This is a genomic window from Methylobacterium mesophilicum (genome assembly GCF_036441335.1).
In the GTDB taxonomy this organism is placed as follows: domain Bacteria; phylum Pseudomonadota; class Alphaproteobacteria; order Rhizobiales; family Beijerinckiaceae; genus Methylobacterium; species Methylobacterium mesophilicum_B.
In genome coordinates this window covers 132,186-149,076 of record NZ_MLBW01000034.1, presented here as the reverse complement: position 1 = coordinate 149,076, position 16,891 = coordinate 132,186, and the positions used below count along the sequence as shown (strand labels likewise).

Annotated in this window: 17 protein-coding genes; 9 read left to right on the top strand and 8 right to left on the bottom strand. The window is 71.2% G+C overall.

Annotation, left to right across the window (positions count from 1 at the left end; genetic code table 11):
* Positions 1-37 precede the first annotated feature (37 nt).
* Together MMR14E_RS21410 and MMR14E_RS21405 are read right to left on the bottom strand one after the other, a co-directional pair.
* Complete coding sequence (locus MMR14E_RS21410) at positions 38-781, bottom strand: FAD-binding oxidoreductase (RefSeq protein ID WP_419539388.1); 744 nt, start codon at positions 779-781, stop codon at positions 38-40.
* Between the two features lie 28 nt (positions 782-809).
* The gene (locus tag MMR14E_RS21405) at positions 810-1,415 is read right to left on the bottom strand and encodes a sulfite oxidase-like oxidoreductase (protein WP_091927177.1); all 606 of its coding nucleotides are present in this window, start codon (positions 1,413-1,415) and stop codon (positions 810-812) included.
* Between the two features lie 413 nt (positions 1,416-1,828).
* Here MMR14E_RS21405 and MMR14E_RS21400 point away from each other — a divergent pair, with 413 nt between their 5' ends.
* Positions 1,829-2,023: a hypothetical protein gene (locus MMR14E_RS21400; RefSeq protein ID WP_419539387.1), complete on the top strand. Its 195-nt coding sequence runs from the start codon at positions 1,829-1,831 to the stop codon at positions 2,021-2,023.
* Here MMR14E_RS21400 and MMR14E_RS21395 read toward each other — a convergent pair.
* From MMR14E_RS21395 to MMR14E_RS21385, 3 genes are all read right to left on the bottom strand, one after another.
* Positions 1,993-2,961: a DMT family transporter gene (locus tag MMR14E_RS21395; protein WP_331317069.1), complete on the bottom strand. Its 969-nt coding sequence runs from the start codon at positions 2,959-2,961 to the stop codon at positions 1,993-1,995. The genes MMR14E_RS21400 and MMR14E_RS21395 overlap by 31 nt on opposite strands.
* Entirely contained in the window at positions 2,958-3,233 is a 276-nt protein-coding gene (infA, locus tag MMR14E_RS21390) for a translation initiation factor IF-1 (RefSeq protein ID WP_012320343.1), read from the bottom strand. The genes MMR14E_RS21395 and infA overlap by 4 nt, the downstream gene beginning before the upstream one ends.
* Before the next feature lie 211 nt (positions 3,234-3,444).
* The gene (locus tag MMR14E_RS21385; RefSeq protein WP_331317068.1) at positions 3,445-3,681 is read right to left on the bottom strand and encodes a hypothetical protein; all 237 of its coding nucleotides are present in this window, start codon (positions 3,679-3,681) and stop codon (positions 3,445-3,447) included.
* 479 nt (positions 3,682-4,160) lie between these two features.
* Between MMR14E_RS21385 and MMR14E_RS21380 the strand changes: the two genes are divergently transcribed.
* Both MMR14E_RS21380 and MMR14E_RS21375 read left to right on the top strand, forming a co-directional pair.
* Positions 4,161-5,366, top strand: a complete 1,206-nt coding sequence (locus MMR14E_RS21380; RefSeq protein ID WP_331317067.1) for an amino acid aminotransferase — start codon at positions 4,161-4,163, stop codon at positions 5,364-5,366.
* Positions 5,367-5,371: 5 nt separating this feature from the next.
* Positions 5,372-6,403 (top strand): hydroxyacid dehydrogenase, encoded by a 1,032-nt coding sequence (locus tag MMR14E_RS21375; RefSeq protein WP_331317066.1) that lies wholly within the window; start codon positions 5,372-5,374, stop codon positions 6,401-6,403.
* A gap of 131 nt (positions 6,404-6,534) precedes the next feature.
* Here the strand turns inward: MMR14E_RS21375 and MMR14E_RS21370 are convergent, their stop codons facing one another.
* The 3 genes from MMR14E_RS21370 to MMR14E_RS21360 all read right to left on the bottom strand — a co-directional run bounded on the left by MMR14E_RS21370 (position 6,535) and on the right by MMR14E_RS21360 (position 9,137).
* Positions 6,535-7,329: a hydroxypyruvate isomerase family protein gene (locus tag MMR14E_RS21370; protein WP_331317064.1), complete on the bottom strand. Its 795-nt coding sequence runs from the start codon at positions 7,327-7,329 to the stop codon at positions 6,535-6,537.
* 2 nt (positions 7,330-7,331) lie between these two features.
* Positions 7,332-8,003 carry an aspartate/glutamate racemase family protein gene (locus tag MMR14E_RS21365; protein ID WP_331317062.1) on the bottom strand — a complete coding sequence of 224 codons (672 nt, stop codon included), beginning with the start codon at positions 8,001-8,003 and terminating at the stop codon, positions 7,332-7,334.
* An 84-nt stretch (positions 8,004-8,087) separates the two neighbouring features.
* Complete coding sequence (locus MMR14E_RS21360; protein ID WP_331317061.1) at positions 8,088-9,137, bottom strand: LacI family DNA-binding transcriptional regulator; 1,050 nt, start codon at positions 9,135-9,137, stop codon at positions 8,088-8,090.
* Positions 9,138-9,315: 178 nt separating this feature from the next.
* Between MMR14E_RS21360 and MMR14E_RS21355 the strand changes: the two genes are divergently transcribed.
* The 6 genes from MMR14E_RS21355 (at position 9,316) to MMR14E_RS21330 (ending at position 16,735) form a co-directional block, all read left to right on the top strand.
* Positions 9,316-10,623, top strand: a complete 1,308-nt coding sequence (locus MMR14E_RS21355) for an alpha-hydroxy acid oxidase (RefSeq protein ID WP_331317059.1) — start codon at positions 9,316-9,318, stop codon at positions 10,621-10,623.
* Between the two features lie 177 nt (positions 10,624-10,800).
* Complete coding sequence (locus MMR14E_RS21350; protein ID WP_331317057.1) at positions 10,801-11,856, top strand: lactonase family protein; 1,056 nt, start codon at positions 10,801-10,803, stop codon at positions 11,854-11,856.
* Between the two features lie 160 nt (positions 11,857-12,016).
* Positions 12,017-13,312: an MFS transporter gene (locus MMR14E_RS21345; protein ID WP_331317055.1), complete on the top strand. Its 1,296-nt coding sequence runs from the start codon at positions 12,017-12,019 to the stop codon at positions 13,310-13,312.
* Positions 13,313-13,357: 45 nt separating this feature from the next.
* Positions 13,358-14,188, top strand: a complete 831-nt coding sequence (locus tag MMR14E_RS21340; RefSeq protein WP_331317054.1) for an NAD(P)-dependent oxidoreductase — start codon at positions 13,358-13,360, stop codon at positions 14,186-14,188.
* A 60-nt stretch (positions 14,189-14,248) separates the two neighbouring features.
* Positions 14,249-14,950 carry a substrate-binding domain-containing protein gene (locus MMR14E_RS21335; protein WP_331317053.1) on the top strand — a complete coding sequence of 234 codons (702 nt, stop codon included), beginning with the start codon at positions 14,249-14,251 and terminating at the stop codon, positions 14,948-14,950.
* A gap of 153 nt (positions 14,951-15,103) precedes the next feature.
* A complete protein-coding gene (locus MMR14E_RS21330; RefSeq protein ID WP_331317051.1) occupies positions 15,104-16,735 on the top strand; it encodes an ABC1 kinase family protein in 1,632 nt (543 codons plus the stop codon).
* Positions 16,736-16,891: the final 156 nt, after the last annotated feature.

The window sequence follows — 16,891 nt, the reverse complement described above, 5'->3', positions numbered from 1 at the left end:
GAGCCGAGATCCTCCACCGGAAAGCGCCAGGCCTCGTTCAGGCACCGAAGCGCTCGGTGCGGATCAGGCCCGGGGCGACTCCCTGAGCCAGGATCAGGTCCGAGGCCGCGGCCACGAACCGGTTCGAGCCGCAGAGGAACACCTTCCCGGGCGCCCCGATCCGCGCCAGGGCATCGGCGACGAGGGGCGCGTCGATCCGCTTGCCGCCGGGCTCGCGGGTCGTGGCGAGATGCAGGGAGAAGTTGGGATCCGTCTCGGCGAGCCGCTCCAGCTCGGCGACCGCGATCGCCTCCGCGCGGGTGCGGGCCGAGTAGATCAGCGCCGTCGGGATCGCCCGCCAGTGCTGCGCCCGCCGCCGCAGCATCGCCAGGAGCGGCACCACGCCGGACCCGCCGCCGCCGAGGAGCAGCGGCCCGCCGTCGGTCCCGTCCCAGGAGAACGAGCCGCCGATCGGCCCGCGCAGCTCGACCCGGTCGCCGACCTCGGCGCAGTGCGAGAACCAGCCCGAGACCTCGCCGTCCGGCAGGCCCTCGATCATCAGCTCCAGGGTGCCGCTGCCGTCCTGCGCCGAGGCGATGGAGTAGCTGCGCTGCGCCTGGTAGCCGTCCTCGGCGGTGAGCCGGACGTCGACGTGCTGCCCGGCCCGGTAGGACTCGGCGAGACCGCAGCGCAGCCGGACGCTCTTCACGTGCGGCGTGACCGGTGCGATCGCGGTGATCTCCGCCTCGTGCCAGCGGAAGATCACGGGCTCGAAGGCCGGGTCAGTCACTGTGTCCGTCACCGCGCCAGTCACCACCTCAGCCACCGCCTCAGTCACCGATGTAGCGCTGCTCACGCCAGGGATCCCCGTACATGTGGTAGCCGCGGAGCTCCCAGAAGCCGGCCGTGTCGGTCTGGGTGAACCGGAGGCCCTTCACCCACTTGGCGCTCTTCCAGAAGTAGAGGTGCGGCACGAACAGCCGGGCCGGGCCGCCGTGATCCGGATGGATCGGCTGGCCCTCGTAGCGCGTCGCCACCAGGGCGCGGCCGCCCACGAGGTCGGCCACCGGCACGTTCGTGGTGTAGTCGTCGTGGGATTCCGCCAGGAGGTAGCCGGTCGGCGCCGCGATCCCGGCATCCGCCAGGATGTCGTCGAAGCTGACGCCTTCCCAGGTCGTGTCGAACTTCGACCACTTGGTGACGCAGTGGATGTCGCCGCGCCACGTGGTGCGGGGCAGCGCCTCGAACTCCGCCCAGCTCCACGCCTTAATCGGCCGCGACCCCTCGCGCAGCGTGAACCGCCACGTGGCCATGTCGACGGTCGGGTTGGGGCCGATCTGGAGGATCGGGAAGTCGTCGGTCAGGTACTGACCCGGCGGCAGGCGCGCACCGGTCTCGGGCGGCTGCCTGCGTCCGACGAAGCCCCGTGTCACCATGACGGTCGCCGCTCCTCTCGCTCGCCCCGGCTCGCCCCCGGGTTTGGTGCGGCGGAGCACCTCACGTCAAGCCGGCACGTGCGGCCGAACAAACGCCCCAAAGCTCGGGTGTGGTAGCAGCTCTGTGCCGATCGATCGGCACGAATCGCCTGCTTTCAGGGGGATGTCATGAAGTACCTTCTCGCGACGAGCCTTGTCGTCGGGAGCCTCGCCACGCTCGCGCCGGCCGCCCAGGCCCGCGACGGCATCGGCGCCGGCGGCGCGGCCGCCCTCGGCGTGCTCGGCGGCCTGGCCGTCGGCGGCGCGATCGCGTCGGCCAACAACGGCTACTACCCGGGCCGCCCGGTCTACCGCGCCCCGCCGCCGGTCTACGTCGCGGAGGATTACGGCCCGGTCTGCCNGCCGCCCTCGGCGTGCTCGGCGGCCTGGCCGTCGGCGGCGCGATCGCGTCGGCCAACAACGGCTACTACCCGGGCCGCCCGGTCTACCGCGCCCCGCCGCCGGTCTACGTCGAGGAGGATTACGGCCCGGTCTGCCACTTCGAGCGCCGCCGGACCTACGATGCCTACGGCGACGTCTACATCCGCCGCGTCCGCGTCTGCGAGTAGGCGGCTTCCGGAGTCGCCGCCGCGGCGGGCGCCGGTTTCAGGCGCTCGGCGCAGGCGATCCCGGCCAGGACCAGGGCCAGGGCGGCGGCCTCCGTCGTCCCGAACGGCTCGCCGACCAGCAGGACGGCGAGGATCGCGCCGAAGATCGGCACGAGGTTGACGAACAGCCCGGCGCGGTTCGGGCCGATGATCTCGACGCCGCGCATGAACAAGAGCTGCGCCAGCAGCGACGGCCCGAGGCCGACGAAAACGACCATCAGCCAGCCCTCGCGGTTGGGCCAGACGGCGTGGCCCGTGGCCCACTCGACGGCGAGCGGCGGCAGCGAGGTGACGAGGGCCGCGACCGCCATCGCGGCGAAGAACACCAGGGCCGGCACCTTCGGGCGCGTCGGCAGGAAGATCGTGTAGCCCGCGTAGAGCAGGCAGGCGCCGAAGACGAGCACGTCGCCGCGGTTGAACGCCAGGGTCGTGAGCACGGACAGGTCGCCGTGCGTCGCCGCGAGGCCCGCGCCGACCAGGGTCAGTGCCACGCCCAGCACCTGTCCCGGCGTCACCGGCACCCGGTAGGCGAGCCGGTTCAGGACGATCACCAGCACGGGAATCGCCCCCTGGAACAGGGCGAGATTGATCGCGCCGGTATGCACCCCGGCCGCGTAGAACAGGCAGTTGAAGGCCGTGTAGCCGAGGCCGCCCATCAGCAGGATGCGCAGCCAGTGCGGCCGCAGCAGCGGCCACGCGGCGGCGAGCCGGCGCCCGGCGAAGGGCATCAGCGCCAGGCAGGCGACCGCCCAGCGAAGCGTCGTGATGACCTGGGGCGAGACGTGACCGGGCGCCCAGCGGCTGGTGACGGCGTTGCCGGCCCAGAGGAGCGCCGTGACGGTCAGCAGGAGGTAAGCGGGCGCGGCCGGGGAGATCCGGCTCGCGCGCCCGGTCGTCAACGGCGGCGGAACTGACCGCCGCGCACCGGCGGGCGGGGCCCGGACGAGCGCTCGTCCTTGTGACGGAACACGAGGCGGCCCTTCTCGAGATCGTAGGGCGACATCTCGACCGTCACCCGGTCACCGGCCAGCGTCTTGATGCGGTTCTTCTTCATCTTGCCGGCCGTGTAGGCCACGATCTCGTGGCCCTGGTCGAGCTGCACGCGGTAGCGCGCATCCGGCAGGATCTCGATCACGAGACCATCGAACTGCATCAATTCTTCTTTCGCCATGCACCTTCTCCAGTCGGACCGTCCGGCAGCAGGCGTTCCGGCAATGCGTGTTCGGCTGTCATCGAGCTCGGGAAACGCCGCAGGGCGCGGATCCGATCCGGTGGACCGCCCGCGCCAGCTCAGCAGCACCGCCCGCATGTAGTCCCCGCGGGAACCGGCCGCAAGTCACGGACGCCGAACACGTACCGTCATCGACACGTTCTGCCGGCTTTCAAGGCTCCGCGTCGTTGCCGGCGTAGTCGAGGCTCCCGTCCGGCGTCCGGCGCCAGATCCGAAGGGCGATCGGCGCGCCGGCACGGTCGCCCCGCGCGTCGAAGGCTACCGATCCGAGCAGCGTCCGCGACGGCCCCGTCCGGACGGCCTCGGCGACCTTGCGGCCGTCGGCGATGCGGCCGGTCTTGGGATCGGCGGCACGGGCGCGCTCGGTCGCCTGCGCCAGCAGCTCCACGGCCGCGTAGCCCCCGGCCGCGACGCTCTCCGCCTCGGGGGACGAGGACCCAGCGCGGGCGCCCGCCCGCGGCGCGGTTGAGGTCGGCCACCGCCTGCTCGGCGCCCTGCCGCAGTCCCTGGCCGAAGGCGGCGTCCGGTCCGGTCAGCGGCGCCGACAGACCGATCCGCACCGGTGCCTGAGCGACGGCCGGGGCGGCCGCCAGGAGAAGGGCGAGGAACGGGACGAGGCGACGGATCATGGCGGTACTCTAGGACCGTCGGCGCCCCGACCGGAAGGGCGCCGAATTTCGATCGCCCGGCCCGTCGTCGGGCGCGTCGTTGCGCAGAACGTTGAGCGGATCGGGACGCTGATGCGCGCGGAAGCGCTGGCGGGCGGGCGCGTTGTGCGGAATAAGGGCGTCGGCCCGGCCCGTCGCCGGGTGTGCCGGCGCCCCGCCCCGCGTCGCCGGCCGAGACCCTCTGGGACGATTGACGATCATGACCTCGCTGTTCGCCGGCATCCAGGACGCGCCGCTCGATCCGATCATGCGCCTGTTCGAGGCCTTCAACGCTGATCCGAGCCCCAAGAAGCTCAACCTCGTGGTCGGCGTGTACACGGACGCGGACGGCAAGGTGCCGCGCCTGCGCGTCGTGCAGACCGCCGAGAAGCGCTGGATCGAGAAGGGCCTGCCCAAGACCTACCGGCCGATCGAGGGCACGAAGCCGTTCCGCGACGCGGTCCAGGAACTCCTGTTCGGAAAGGGTTCGCCGATCCTGTCCCAGAACCGGGCCGCGACGCTCCAGAGCATCGGCGGCACGGGCGCCCTGAAGACCGGCGCCGACCTGCTGGCCAAGCTCTACCCGAACGCCACCGTGGCGGTGAGCAACCCGAGCTGGGAGAACCACAAGGCGCTGTTCGGCCAGGCCGGCTTCACGGTGGTCGACTATCCCTACTTCTCGTCCGAGACCGGCGGCGCCGACTACCCGGCCATGAAGGCCTATCTCCAGGATCTGCCGAAGGGCTCGATCGTGGTGCTGCACGCCTGCTGCCACAACCCGACCGGCGCGGATCTCAGCCTCGACGAGTGGCGCGACCTCGTGCCCCTGATGGCCGCGCGCGGCCTGATCCCGTTCCTCGACATCGCCTACCAGGGCTTCGGCAACGGCCTCGACGCCGACGCCGAGCCGGTGCGCCTGTTCGCCGCGTCGGGTCAGGAGTTCCTGGTCGCCTCCTCGTTCTCGAAGTCGTTCTCGCTCTACGGCGAGCGCGTCGGCGCCCTGACCATCGTGGCCGAGAACCCGGCCGCGAAGGCCAAGGTCGAGGCCTTCGCCAAGCGGCTCGTCCGGGCGAGCTACTCCAACCCGCACACCCACGGCGCGGCCATCGTCGAGATCGTGCTCACCGATCCGGAGCTGCGCGCCGACTGGGAGCGGGAGCTCGGCGAGATGCGCGACCGGATCCGCGCCATGCGCGAGCGTATGGCTGACAGCCTGCAGCAGCGCCACCCGGAGCGCGGCTTCGACGCCATCAAGGCGCAGAAGGGCATGTTCTCCTACACGGGCCTGAGCCCCGCCGAGGCCACCCGCCTGCGCGAGGAGCACGAGGTCTACGCCCTGGAGACCGGCCGGATCTGCGTCGCCGCCGTCAACACCCACAACATCGATCACGTCATCGACGCGATCGACGCGGTGGTGAAGGGCTGAACCGGGTGGCGGCCCCCAAGCGCGTCTGCCGATTCAACGTCTGGATCAACCCGGTCTTCGACGCGCGCCTCGGGGCCGAGCCCGACATCGACCTGCAGGTCGGCGACCTGCAGGGACCGGAGGACGTGCTCGCGGCGCTGCTCGCGCGGGCCCACGTCCTCCACGTCTCGCCGGCGCGGGACGAGCTGCCGCGCCGCTGGCACGTGACCGACGCGCTGCTCGCCGAATGCCCGAACCTGATCGCGGTCTCGTCGGCCGGCGCGGGCTTCGACACGGTGGACGCCGCCGCCTGCACCCGGGCCGGCGTCGCGGTGGTGAACCAAGTGGGCGGCAATGCCCGCTCGGTGGCGGAGCTGGCGATCGGCCTGATGCTCGCCGTCTCGCGCAAGATCTGCGTCTCGGACCGCCTGCTCCGGACCGCGCGCGGCTTCACCCGCGAATCGCTGATGGGCCACGAGATCGGCGGCGCGACCCTCGGCCTGATCGGGATCGGCCATACCGGCCGGGAGGTTGCCAAGCTGGCCCGCGGCTTCGACATGCGGGTCCTCGCCCACGATCCCCTGCTCCCGGACGCGGAGATCCGGGCCCGCGGCGCGGAGCCGGTGGACCGGGCGCGACTGCTCGCCGAGGCCGACATCGTCTCCCTGCACTGCCCCCTCGACGACACCACCCGGGGCAGCTTCGACGCCGCGTCCTTCGGGGCGATGAAGCCGGGGTCGCTGTTCATCACCACCGCCCGGGGTGGGGTCCACGACGAGGCGGCACTCGCCGCCGCGCTCACCGCCGGACATCTCGCCGGGGCGGGCCTCGATGTCTGGGCGCCGGAACCGCCGCCCCTCGACGCGGCCCTGCTGAAGCTCGACACCGTGGTGGCGACCTACCACACCGCCGGCGTCACCCACGAGGCGCGGCGCAACGTGGCCGCCTGGGGGGCCGAGCAGATCGTCGGCCTGCTCCGGGGCGAGATGCCGCCGAGGCTCGTCAATCCCGAGGTCTGGCCAACCGTCCTCGAGCGCCGGGCACGGCTACTCGGCTGAGCTTCAGGCGGCGCTCCCCGTCTATGCGCGCGCAGGGAAGCAACCCAGGGCAGTGGAACATCAGGAAGCGTGACGCGGCTGGATTACTTCGCTGCGCTCGCCAAGACGGCGGTGATGTTGAATCGGACCCGCTAAACCGCCGCCCTCATCCAGCCTAAGCCAGCCTCGGTGCCTGAAGCGGGGTGGTACTCACACCCGACGAAGCCGGCATAACCGACCTCCTCCAGCGCCGCGAAGATCGGATCGAACGCGATCGTGCCAGTTCCCGGCTCGTGACGGCCGGGATCATCGGCGATCTGGACGTGGGCGATGAGGGCTGCGTGATCGCGGATCAGCGCCGCCGGGTCGTGACCCAGGCAGACGCAGTGATAGGCGTCGAACAGCAGCTTGACGTTATCGCGTCCGATCGCCCGGATCGCGTCCACCGCCACCAGTGGGTCATCGATCACGTAGTTGGCGATCGAGCCGGGACCGATCGGCTCCACGATGACCGTCATACCGCGGGCCCTGGCGGCGTCGGCCGCGAAGGCGAGGTTCTCGAGGTACGTGTCCCAGAGCTTCGCCTGCTCGGCCCCCGCGGGCCTGACACCCGCCATCGGATGGACCATGCGGCAGCCGAGCTGCGCGACGTAGTCCAGGGTCGGCTCGATGGTCGACCGGTAGTAGTCGATCTTATCGGGCAGGGCCGCAAACCCCTTCTCGCCCTTCGACGCGTCGCCGGCTGGAAAGCCTGTCTGGACCAAAGGCACGCCCGCCCGCTCCAGCCAGCCAGCCACCTCGCGGGCTGGGGTGGCAAATAAATTCGGGTGCTCCACCGCGCGGAATCCGGCCCTGGCGGCGGCCGCGAAGCGCTCCGAGAGCGGCAGCTCCGTGAACAGGAAGCCGCAATGGCCGCTGAGACGATTCCTGAAAGCACCGAGCTTCATGGTCAGGCGCTCCCGCCGGTCTCGATCATCGCCCGCATCCGGTCCACCGCTGCGTGGGGCGCGGTCAGCACAGGGACGTCGACGGCCTTCCGCACGGCCTCGGCCGCCCGCGAGGTGGAGAAATGCGCCAGCATGATCGCGTCGCAGTCGCGCAGGTCCGGCGCGCGCTCGGCGATCAGCCGGTTGTGGGTCTCGGCATCGCCGGCGCGCAGCCGCGCCATCGCGTCGTCCACCAGGACTGTCCGGAGGCTCGCCGGGCGCCCGGACTCCGCGACGAACTCCTCGAACTCGTCCGTCATCGTGCCGACCGAGGGCCCGAAAGTCGCCAGCATGCCGATGCGCGCGCCCTGCGCGATCGCCGCGCGGAACATCGCCTCGTTGGGCTTGAGCACCGGCACCGGCACGGTCTCGATCAGCCGGTCGATGGCCGGCCCGAAGGCCGAGCAGGTGATCAGGATGCCGTCGGCGCCCATGTCGTGGCCGTAGCGGCCGAACCGCACGAAGCGCTCGATCATCCCCTCCGAGATCGCGCCCGGCTCCTTCGCCCGGTCGAGGGACAGGCCGTCGTCGAGCAGGTTGACGGTCTCGGCCTCGGGCCAGCGCTCGGCGAAGGCGGCCTGGATCGGCGCCATGGCGACCGGCGTCGCGTGCAGGAGAACGATGCGGGGTGCCATGCTGTGTTCCGGAGTGGCCGCAGTCCGGCCGGGGCCGGTCCGCACGTTGTAAGCGATTTCAGACGGGTGGCAAGATAGCGCAGGTCAGCCACCGGCGTTCCGGGGCGGGGCCGTGCTGGCGCGCAGGATCAGCTCGGCGTCGATCTCGGTGAGGCGGACCATCGGCCGTCCCCGGATCCGGGCGATCAGGTGATCGCCGGCGGCGTGGCCGATCTCGGCGGAGTGGATGCGGATCGTCGTCAGCGGCGGGTCGAGGAAGGGGGCGAAATCCGAATCGTTGTGGCCGATCACCGACAGGTCACCGGGAATGGAGAGCCCCCTTGCCCGCGCCTCGATCATCGCTCCGAAGGCGATCTGGTCGGTACCGCAGATGATCGCGGTCGGCGGCGGCCCGCCCGCCAGCATCTGGCGGAAGCCGTCGCGGCCGCCGCCGATCCCGTACGAGATCTCGATGTCGTGCTCCGGGGCGAGTTGCAGGCCGCGGGCCGCGAGCGCCGCCGCGATGCCCGTCACCCGGGCGCCGCCGCGGTCGTTGTCCTTGCGCAGGCCCGAGATCACCCCGATCCGGCGATGACCGAGATCCATCAGGTAGTTGGCCGCCCGGGCGGCCGAGGCGGCATTGTCGAAGCCCACGCAGGGGCGCTCGCGGGACAGGCTGAAGGTCTGGACCATCGGGATGCCGGCGCGGGCGATCCGGGCGTGGAGGTCCGGGTGGTGGATGTCACCGACCAGCATCAGCCCGTCGACACCGCGCTCCAGCAGGAAGGTCGCCTCGCGCAGCTCGTCTTCCAGGTCGTAGCCGGCGTTGGCTGCCACCAGCGTGTAGCCCGCCTGCCGCAGCCGGTCCTGGAAGCTCGACAGGACGCGCACGAAGGCCTCGTTCTCGATGTTGGGCACGACGGCGCCGACCGCCATGAACCGGCGCGTCGAGAGCGCCCGCGCCGCGCCGTTCGCGACGAAACCGAGATCCTGCGCGGCCCGCATCACCGCCTCGCGCTTGTCGGCCCGCACCCCGGCGGAACCGTTGAGCACCCGCGAGACGGTCGCGGTCGAGACACCGGCAAGGCGGGCGACGTCCCGGGCAACCGGGCTGCGCGTCGACGGCTCCAGGATCTCCTCCGGCAGGTCCAGCACTGGGATCGATCCTCCTCCCGAGCGGCCCCGAGCGCCTCGCCCCCGGGTACGCGACGCGGCGAGGCCCGGCCAGCAGAGCCGGCGCGAACCGGCAGTATATTGACACTCCACCCGGCCGCTGGCTATCTGAAAGCGCTTTCAAAGAGCCGCTCGATCCGGCGGCCCACAGGAGGACCCGATGGCGACGCTCGACCGGCCGGCCTCCGGACTGGGAGCCCCCGAGCGCGCCGCGCCGACGGTCGGCGGCGCGGACGCTACGGCGGCGGGCATCGCGGCCCCGGAGGCCATCGTCACCAGCCTGAAGCGCAGCGACGCTGTCACGCCCTACCGGTTCCGCGACCTGCTGGCGCTCGACGATTTCGAGCGGCACGCGCGCAAGCTCCTGCCGCCGATGATCTTCCAGTACGTCTCCGGCGGGGTCGAGACCGGCTCGGCCCTGGCGCAGAGCCGCGGCGCCTACGCCGACTACGCCCTCGTCCCCCGCCTGATGCGGGACACCTCGGCGCGGGACACCGCGACCACGCTGTTCGGCCAGACCTACGCGGCGCCCTTCGGGATCGGGCCGCTGGGCGGGGCCGCCTTCATCGCCTACCGGGGCGACCTCGTGCTCGCCGAGGCGGCCCGGCGGATGAACCTGCCGATGTGCCTGAGCGCCTCCTCGCTGATCAGGCTGGAGGACGTCCACGCCCAGAACCCGCAGGCCTGGTTCCAGGGCTACCTGCCGGGCGACCAGAACCGGATCGACCGCCTCCTCGACCGGGTCGAGGCCACCGGCTACCGGACCTTCGTGGTGACCGCCGACACGCCGACTCTGGGCAACCGCGAGCACAACATCCGCAGCGGTTTCTCCATGCCGATCAAGGTCACGCCGAAGGTGGCGTGGCAGAGCGCCACCCACCCGCGCTGGCTGCTCGGAACCGTCGCCCGCACCTTCCTCAAGCACGGGGCCCCGCACTTCGAGAACACCGAGGCCGAGCGCGGGCCGCCGATGATGTCCCAGGGCGCGGTGCGCAACACCATCGCCCGCGATCAGCTCTCGTGGAAGAACCTGGAGGCGATCCGCAAGCGCTGGTCCGGCAACCTGCTGGTGAAGGGCCTGCTGGCGCCGGAGGACGTCGACATCGCGCGGGACTGCGGCGCGGACGGCGTGATCCTGTCGACCCACGGCGGCCGCCAGCTCGATTACGCCGTCGCCCCCCTCGACGTGCTGCCGGAGATCGCCGCCCGGAAGGGCGGGCTGAAGATCATCGTCGACAGCGGCATCCGCCGGGGCACCGACGTGATGAAGGCCCTGGCGCTCGGCGCCGATTTCGTCCTGCTCGGCCGGCCCTTCATGTTCGCCGCCGCGCTCGGCGGCGTCGCGGGCGTCGAGCACGCGATGCGGATCCTCAAGGAGGAGCTCAACCGCGACATGGCGCTGATCGGGGTGAACCGGCTGTCCGAACTCAATCCCGATTTCCTGCGCCGCACCCCGCGGCGGGCCTGAGCCGATGGCGGGAGGATCGACCGTGATCGGCTCCCCGGACACGCGCGGCGCGCCGGAGAGCGGCAGCGGGATCGCCTCCCGGGGCGCAGGGGCCGCCGCGCCCGGGCGACCGGCATCCCCGCACCGTCGATCCCGCCGGCTGCCCCCGCAGACCCATCCCCGATCCGGATGCTCCGCATGACCGACCCCGCCCCCCGCGGCCTCGCCTTCGTGGGCTGCTTCACCACCGAGCGGCGCCGGGCGCGCGGCCGGGGCATCGACATCTACCGGACCGGTCGCGACCTCGGCGACTGGACGCATCTCGGCCGGGTCGAGAACCTGACGAACCCGTCCTTCCTGGTGACCGACCCGGCGCGCGCGATCCTCTACACGGTCCAGGGCGACGGCGAGGCGGCGAGCGCCTTCGCGCTCGAGCCCGACGGCACCCTGCGCGGCCTCGGCAGCGCCGCCACCGGCGGCACCAACAGCGTGCACCAGGCCCTCGACCCCGGCGGTCGGTTCCTGATCGTGGCCAACTACGCCAGCGGATCGGTCGCCCTCATGCCGGTGCGCGCCGATGGCGGCCTGGAGCCCGCGTGTCAGGTCCTGCCGCTGCCGGGCGAGCCGGGCCCGCACCGGACCGAGCAGGCCTGCGCCCACCCGCACCACGTGGTCCTGTCGCCCGACGGTCGCCACGTCATCGTCCCCGACAAGGGCCTCGACCGCGTCTTCGTCCTGAAGCTCGCGGGTGAGCGGCTCGCCATCGTGTCGCAGACCGCGATGCGTCCCGGCGCCGGCCCGCGCCACATCGCGTTCCACCCGCACGAGCCCCTCGCCTTCTTGGTCAACGAACTCGACTCGAGCGTCGCGACCTGCCGGTGGGACGCGGAGGCCGGGACGCTGACGCCCCTGCACCTCGCCTCGACCCTGCCGCCGGACTTCTTCGGCGCGAGCACCGCCGCGGCCATCGCGGTCACGCCCGACGGACGGTTCGTCTACGCGTCGAACCGCGGGCAGGACGGGATCGCGCGGTTCCGGGTGGACCCGACCGGGCGCCTCGTACCTGCGGGCTGGACGCCCTCCGGCGGCCGCGATCCGCGCTTCATGGTCCTGGCACCGGACGGAGGCCACCTGCTCGTCGCCAACGAGCAGGGCGACTGCCTCGTCGCCTTCGCCGTCGATCTGGAGACCGGAGACCTGACCCGGGCGGGTTCGCGCCCGAGCCTCAGTCCCTGCACGGTCGCGTTCCTGTAGGAGGCGCCGACGCGTTCAGGCCCGCGCCGCGAGCGGGCCCGACCGTGCCCCTCGAAGGGCAAGAGAAACGGAACCGGCGGCAATCGAACCGTGACCTCTGACCGCCGGGCCGCACCAATCAAATAAGAAAAGAAAATCATAAATATTTTGGAGGATGCCCATGTTCGCCAAGCGTTACAGGTTCCTGATCGCGTTCCTGCTGTTCATCGCCGGTATCATCAACTACATGGACCGAGCGGCGCTCGGCGTCGCCGCGCCCTTCGTCAAGCAGGACCTGAACCTGTCCCCCTCGGAGCTGGGGGTCATCTTCAGCACGTTCTTCTTCGGCTACGCGCTGTTCGCCTTCGTGGGCGGCCAGCTCGCCGATCGCTACGGGCCGCGCAGCGTCTACACCTGGGCGGCCGCCTCCTGGTCGGTCCTGTGCATGCTCACCGGGGCGGTGACCGGCTTCGCCCAGATGTTCATCGTCCGCGCCCTGTTCGGCTTCGCCGAGGGGCCGATGAACTCCACCACGAACCGCACCATCACCACGTGGTTCCCCCGCGAGGAGACCGCGCGGACCATCGGCTTCACTTTCTCGGGCCAGACGGTGGGCAGCGCCATCGCGGCGCCGGTCGTCGGCCTGCTGGCGATCCAGTACGGCTGGCGAGTGGCGTTCGTGGCCATCGGCGCCGTCGGCCTGCTCTGGGTCGTGGCGTGGCGGATGTTCATGACTGACCGGCCGCAGGACAATCCCCGGGTCGATCCGGAGGAGATCGCCCTCGTGGAGCGCAGCCGGGCGGTCACGCACCTCGCACCCTCCGACCATGCCCGGTCGCTCAGGGAGTACCTGTTCCTGCCGAGCACCCTGTCGCTCGGGCTCGGGATGTTCGCGGTGAACTACACCCTCTACATCTTCCTCTCGTGGCTCCCGAGCTACCTCACGGACGCGCTGCACATGCCGGTGAAGGAGATGGCCCTGGTGGCGTCGATCCCCTGGGCCTGCGGCTTCGTCGGCTATGTCGGCGGGGGCGTGGTGGCCGACTTCGTCTACACGCGCATGGGCGACAAACTCGCCGCGCGGAAGATCACCACGATCGTGCCGCTGGCCGTCGCGGGCGTGGCCCTGCTCGCGGTCAACGCCGCGACGAGCACCGCCATGGCGGTTTCGCTGATCGCGCTGGCCGTGCTGATGCTGACCAGCTCCGTCCAATCCTGCTGGGCGACGATCCACGAGCTGGTGCCCGAGGCGCGGGTCGGCGGCGTCAGCGGCTTCATCCACCTCCTGAGCAACATCTCCGGCATCATCGGGCCGACCGCCACGGGGCTGGCCGTGCAGTATCTCGGGGGCTACGCCAGCGCCTTCGTGATCGCCGCCGTGATCGCGGCGGCCGGCGTCGTCGCGATGGCGATCTTCGTGCGGCGGCCGCGCGACCCCGCGGAAGCCGGCCCCCTCGCGGCGGCCAAGGCCGTCTGATCAACAGCATTCGGCCAAGGCCGCCGGAATCTGGAGCAGCGTCCCATGAGCGCCGACACCGTCCCGCCCAAACCCGTCCTCCTGACCGGAGCCTCCGGTGCCCTCGGGCGCGTCCTGACCCGCGCGCTCGGCGCGCAGGGCTGGGCGCTCCGGCTCACGGACCGCGTCCCCTTTCCCGACCCCTTGCCGGAGGGCGCGCGCTTCCAGGTCGCCGACCTGGAGGACGGGCCGGCGATCCTCCGGTTGGCCGAGGGCTGCGGCACGATCCTCCATTTCGGGGGGATCTCGGTGGAGCACCCGTTCGAGACGGTGATCGGCCCGAACATCCGCGGCCTGTACCACGCCTACGAGGCGGCCCGGCGCGAGGGCGCCCGAATGATCTTCGCCTCCTCGAACCACGCGATCGGCTTCCACGCGCGCTCGGAAGTGCTGGACGACGATTGCGGCCTCGCGCCCGACGGCTATTACGGCCTGTCCAAGGCCTACGGCGAGCTGATGGGCGGCCTCTACCGCGACAAGCACGGGGTCGAGAGCGTCTTTCTGCGGATCGGCTCGTGCTTCCCGGAGCCGACCGACGCGCGGATGCTCGCCACGTGGCTGTCCTACGCCGACCTGACCCGGCTGATCACCCGCGCCACCCTGGCCCCGGACCTCGGCCCGACGGGCTCGGTGGTGATCTGGGGCGCGTCGAACAACAGCCGCATGACCTGGTGGCAGAAAGACGGGCGCGCCGTCATCGGTTGGGCACCGCAGGACAGCGCCGATTCCCACGCGGCGGCGCTGGACGGGAAGACGAGCGGCAACCCGGTGGCGGAGCGCTACCAGGGCGGCGGATTCACGGCGATCGACTATTCCCGCGTCGAGCCCTCGCGGTGACGGTCCAACGCTTCGGCGCTCGGCCGCCCGCACCTCCTGGGACGAGAGACTGGACACACCATGCCGAACGAGCGACCCGAGACACGCCTCAAATGCGCCCTGGTGGTGCGCGGCGCCTTCGACGCGTACGTGGTCCCGGCCTTCGAGGCCGCGGGCGGCCGGACGGCGATCCACTGGGCGCCGACCACCGTCATCATGAAGACCCTCGCCGCGGGTGAGACCGCCGACGCGGTACTCGTCCTGTCGGACGCCATGGACCGGCTCGTCGCCGAGGGCCGCGTCGAGCCCGAGAGCCGCGTCGACGTGGTGCGCTCGCGCTACGGCATCGCCGTCAAGGCCGGGGCTCCGCATCCGGACATCGCGAGCGTCGAGACGCTGAAGCGCACCCTGTTGGCGGCGCGGTCGGTGGCCTACTCGCGGACGGGCGCCAGCGGGATCTACTTCGCCGGCCTGCTGCCGCGGCTCGGCCTCGCCGACGCGGTGAACGCCCGGGCGACGATCATCCCGCAGGGCTTCACGGCCGAGAAGCTCGTCTCCGGGGAGGCCGACATCGCCGTCCAGCAGATCAGCGAGCTGATGGTCGTGCCCGGCATCGAGGTGGTCGGCCCCCTCCCAGAACCGGTGCAGGAGATGACAACCTTCTCGGCAGCGATCCTGCGCGGCGCGGCGGACCGGGACGGCGCGGCCCGGTTCCTCGCTGGGCTGACGACGCCGCAGGCGGCCGAGGCCTACCGGACCAGCGGGCTGGAGCCGGCCTTCTGACGGCGGCCGGCCCTCCCGATCGCGCGCATTCCGGCCCCGCCCTGCGCCGCTTAAGTTGAGGCGCCGGGGCGGGACGGGGTTCGCGACCGCAAAAAAGTCCTTATGCTCGTGCTGTCCGGACGCCCAATCCCGTCCGACCGGATCGCTCCATTCATGCTGAAGACAGCCTTCGTTGCCGCCCGCGACCGCCAGCGGCTGTCGGAGATCGCGACGATCCTCATCGGCTTCGGCGTCACTCGTGTCGTGGACCGGCTCGGCCTGCGCTACCTGCCGCTCCTGCCGCGCCGCCAGCCCCGGGTCGACGTCACGCGCCTATCCGAGCCGGAGCGCCTGCGCCGGGCGATCGAGGCGCTCGGGCCGACCTTCATCAAGTTCGGGCAGGTGCTGGCGAGCCGGCCGGACCTCCTGTCGCCGGCCTGGACCGAGGAGTTGCAGAAGCTCCACAGCCAGGTCGTGCCGGTGACGTGGGAGCAGATCGGCCCGCAGCTCGAGCTCGATCTCGGCGGCTCGCCCATGGAGGTGTTCGCCGAGTTCGACACCAACCCGATCGCCTCGGCGTCCATCGCCCAGGTCTACCGGGCGCGACTGCACTCGGGCGAGGACGTCATCGTCAAGGTGCTGCGGCCGAACCTGCGCAAGATCATCGAGGCGGATCTGCGCCTGATGGCGCACGGCGCCCGCATCGTCGAGAACGAGTGGCCCGACATGGCCCGCTACCAGCCGCGGGAGCAGATGCGCCACCTCGCGGAGGGTCTCAACGGCGAGCTCGACCTGCTCAACGAGGCGCGCAACTGCGAGCTGCTGGCCCAGATCTTCGAGGACCGCGACGACATCGTCTTCCCGAAGATCCACTGGGAGTACTGCTCCGAGCGGGTGCTGGTGCAGGACTTCATCCACGGAATCCCTCCCAACGACGAGGCGGCCCTCCGCGCAGCGGGCATCGACAAGAAGCTGCTCGCCCAGAAGGGCACCGACGCGTTCCTGCAGATGGCGCTGATCGAGGGCGTGTTCCACGCCGACCCGCACCCCGGCAACATGCTGGCGCTGCCCGGCAACAAGATCGGCTTCATCGATTTCGGCATCATCGGCCGGCTGTCGCAGCGGCGGCGCTCGCAGCTGCTCGTGCTGATCGGCGCCATGCTCAAGCAGGACGCCGACGGGCTCATGGCCGTGCTCCTCGACTGGACCGGCACCAGCAACCCGGACCTCACCCGCCTCCAGGTCTCGGCCCAGTCTTTCGTTGAGAGCCACTCGTCGATCCCGCTGAATCTCGGGCTGGTGCTCACCGACTTCATGAACATGGCCCGCGAGAACGACCTCGCCATGCCGACCGACCTCGCCATCCTGTTCAAGGGGCTGGTCACAGCCGACGGCGTGATGCGCCACCTCGACCCGAATTTCGACCTGTTCGCCGCCGCCGGCCCCACGGTCCGGGCGAGCATGCAGACGCAGTTCTCGCTCTCCGCCCTCAAGCAGAAGGCCGAGGCCCTGGGCGTCGGCCTCTACGGCGCCGCCTCGGAGCTGCCGACCCTGATTCACCTGATGCTTGTGCGGCTGAAGCAGGGTCGCGTCACCGTCGAGATCGAGGTGAAGGGCCTCGACAAGGTCACGCGCGGCATCGAGCGCGCGGCCGCGCGAGTCGCTGTCGCCCTGGTCGTGGCGGCCTTCGCCACGCAGCTCGCGCCCCGCCTCATCGACCTCGGGACGCCCGTGTTCGTCTCGATCGGCTTGATTATTTTTATCCTCGGGATCGGCTGGCTCGTGCTGCTGATGCGAAACAAGTAACCGTCTTCGCACCCGCACAGAGGCCCAACACAAGTTCTCAGCCGCAGGCGAATACCGAACTGATTTGATAATCCCGCGCACCATGCTAGCGTGAGACATCCAACGATTCGCTCGGCTGCGGGCGGGGAACCGGCACCAGAAGCGGTCTGAACCGCC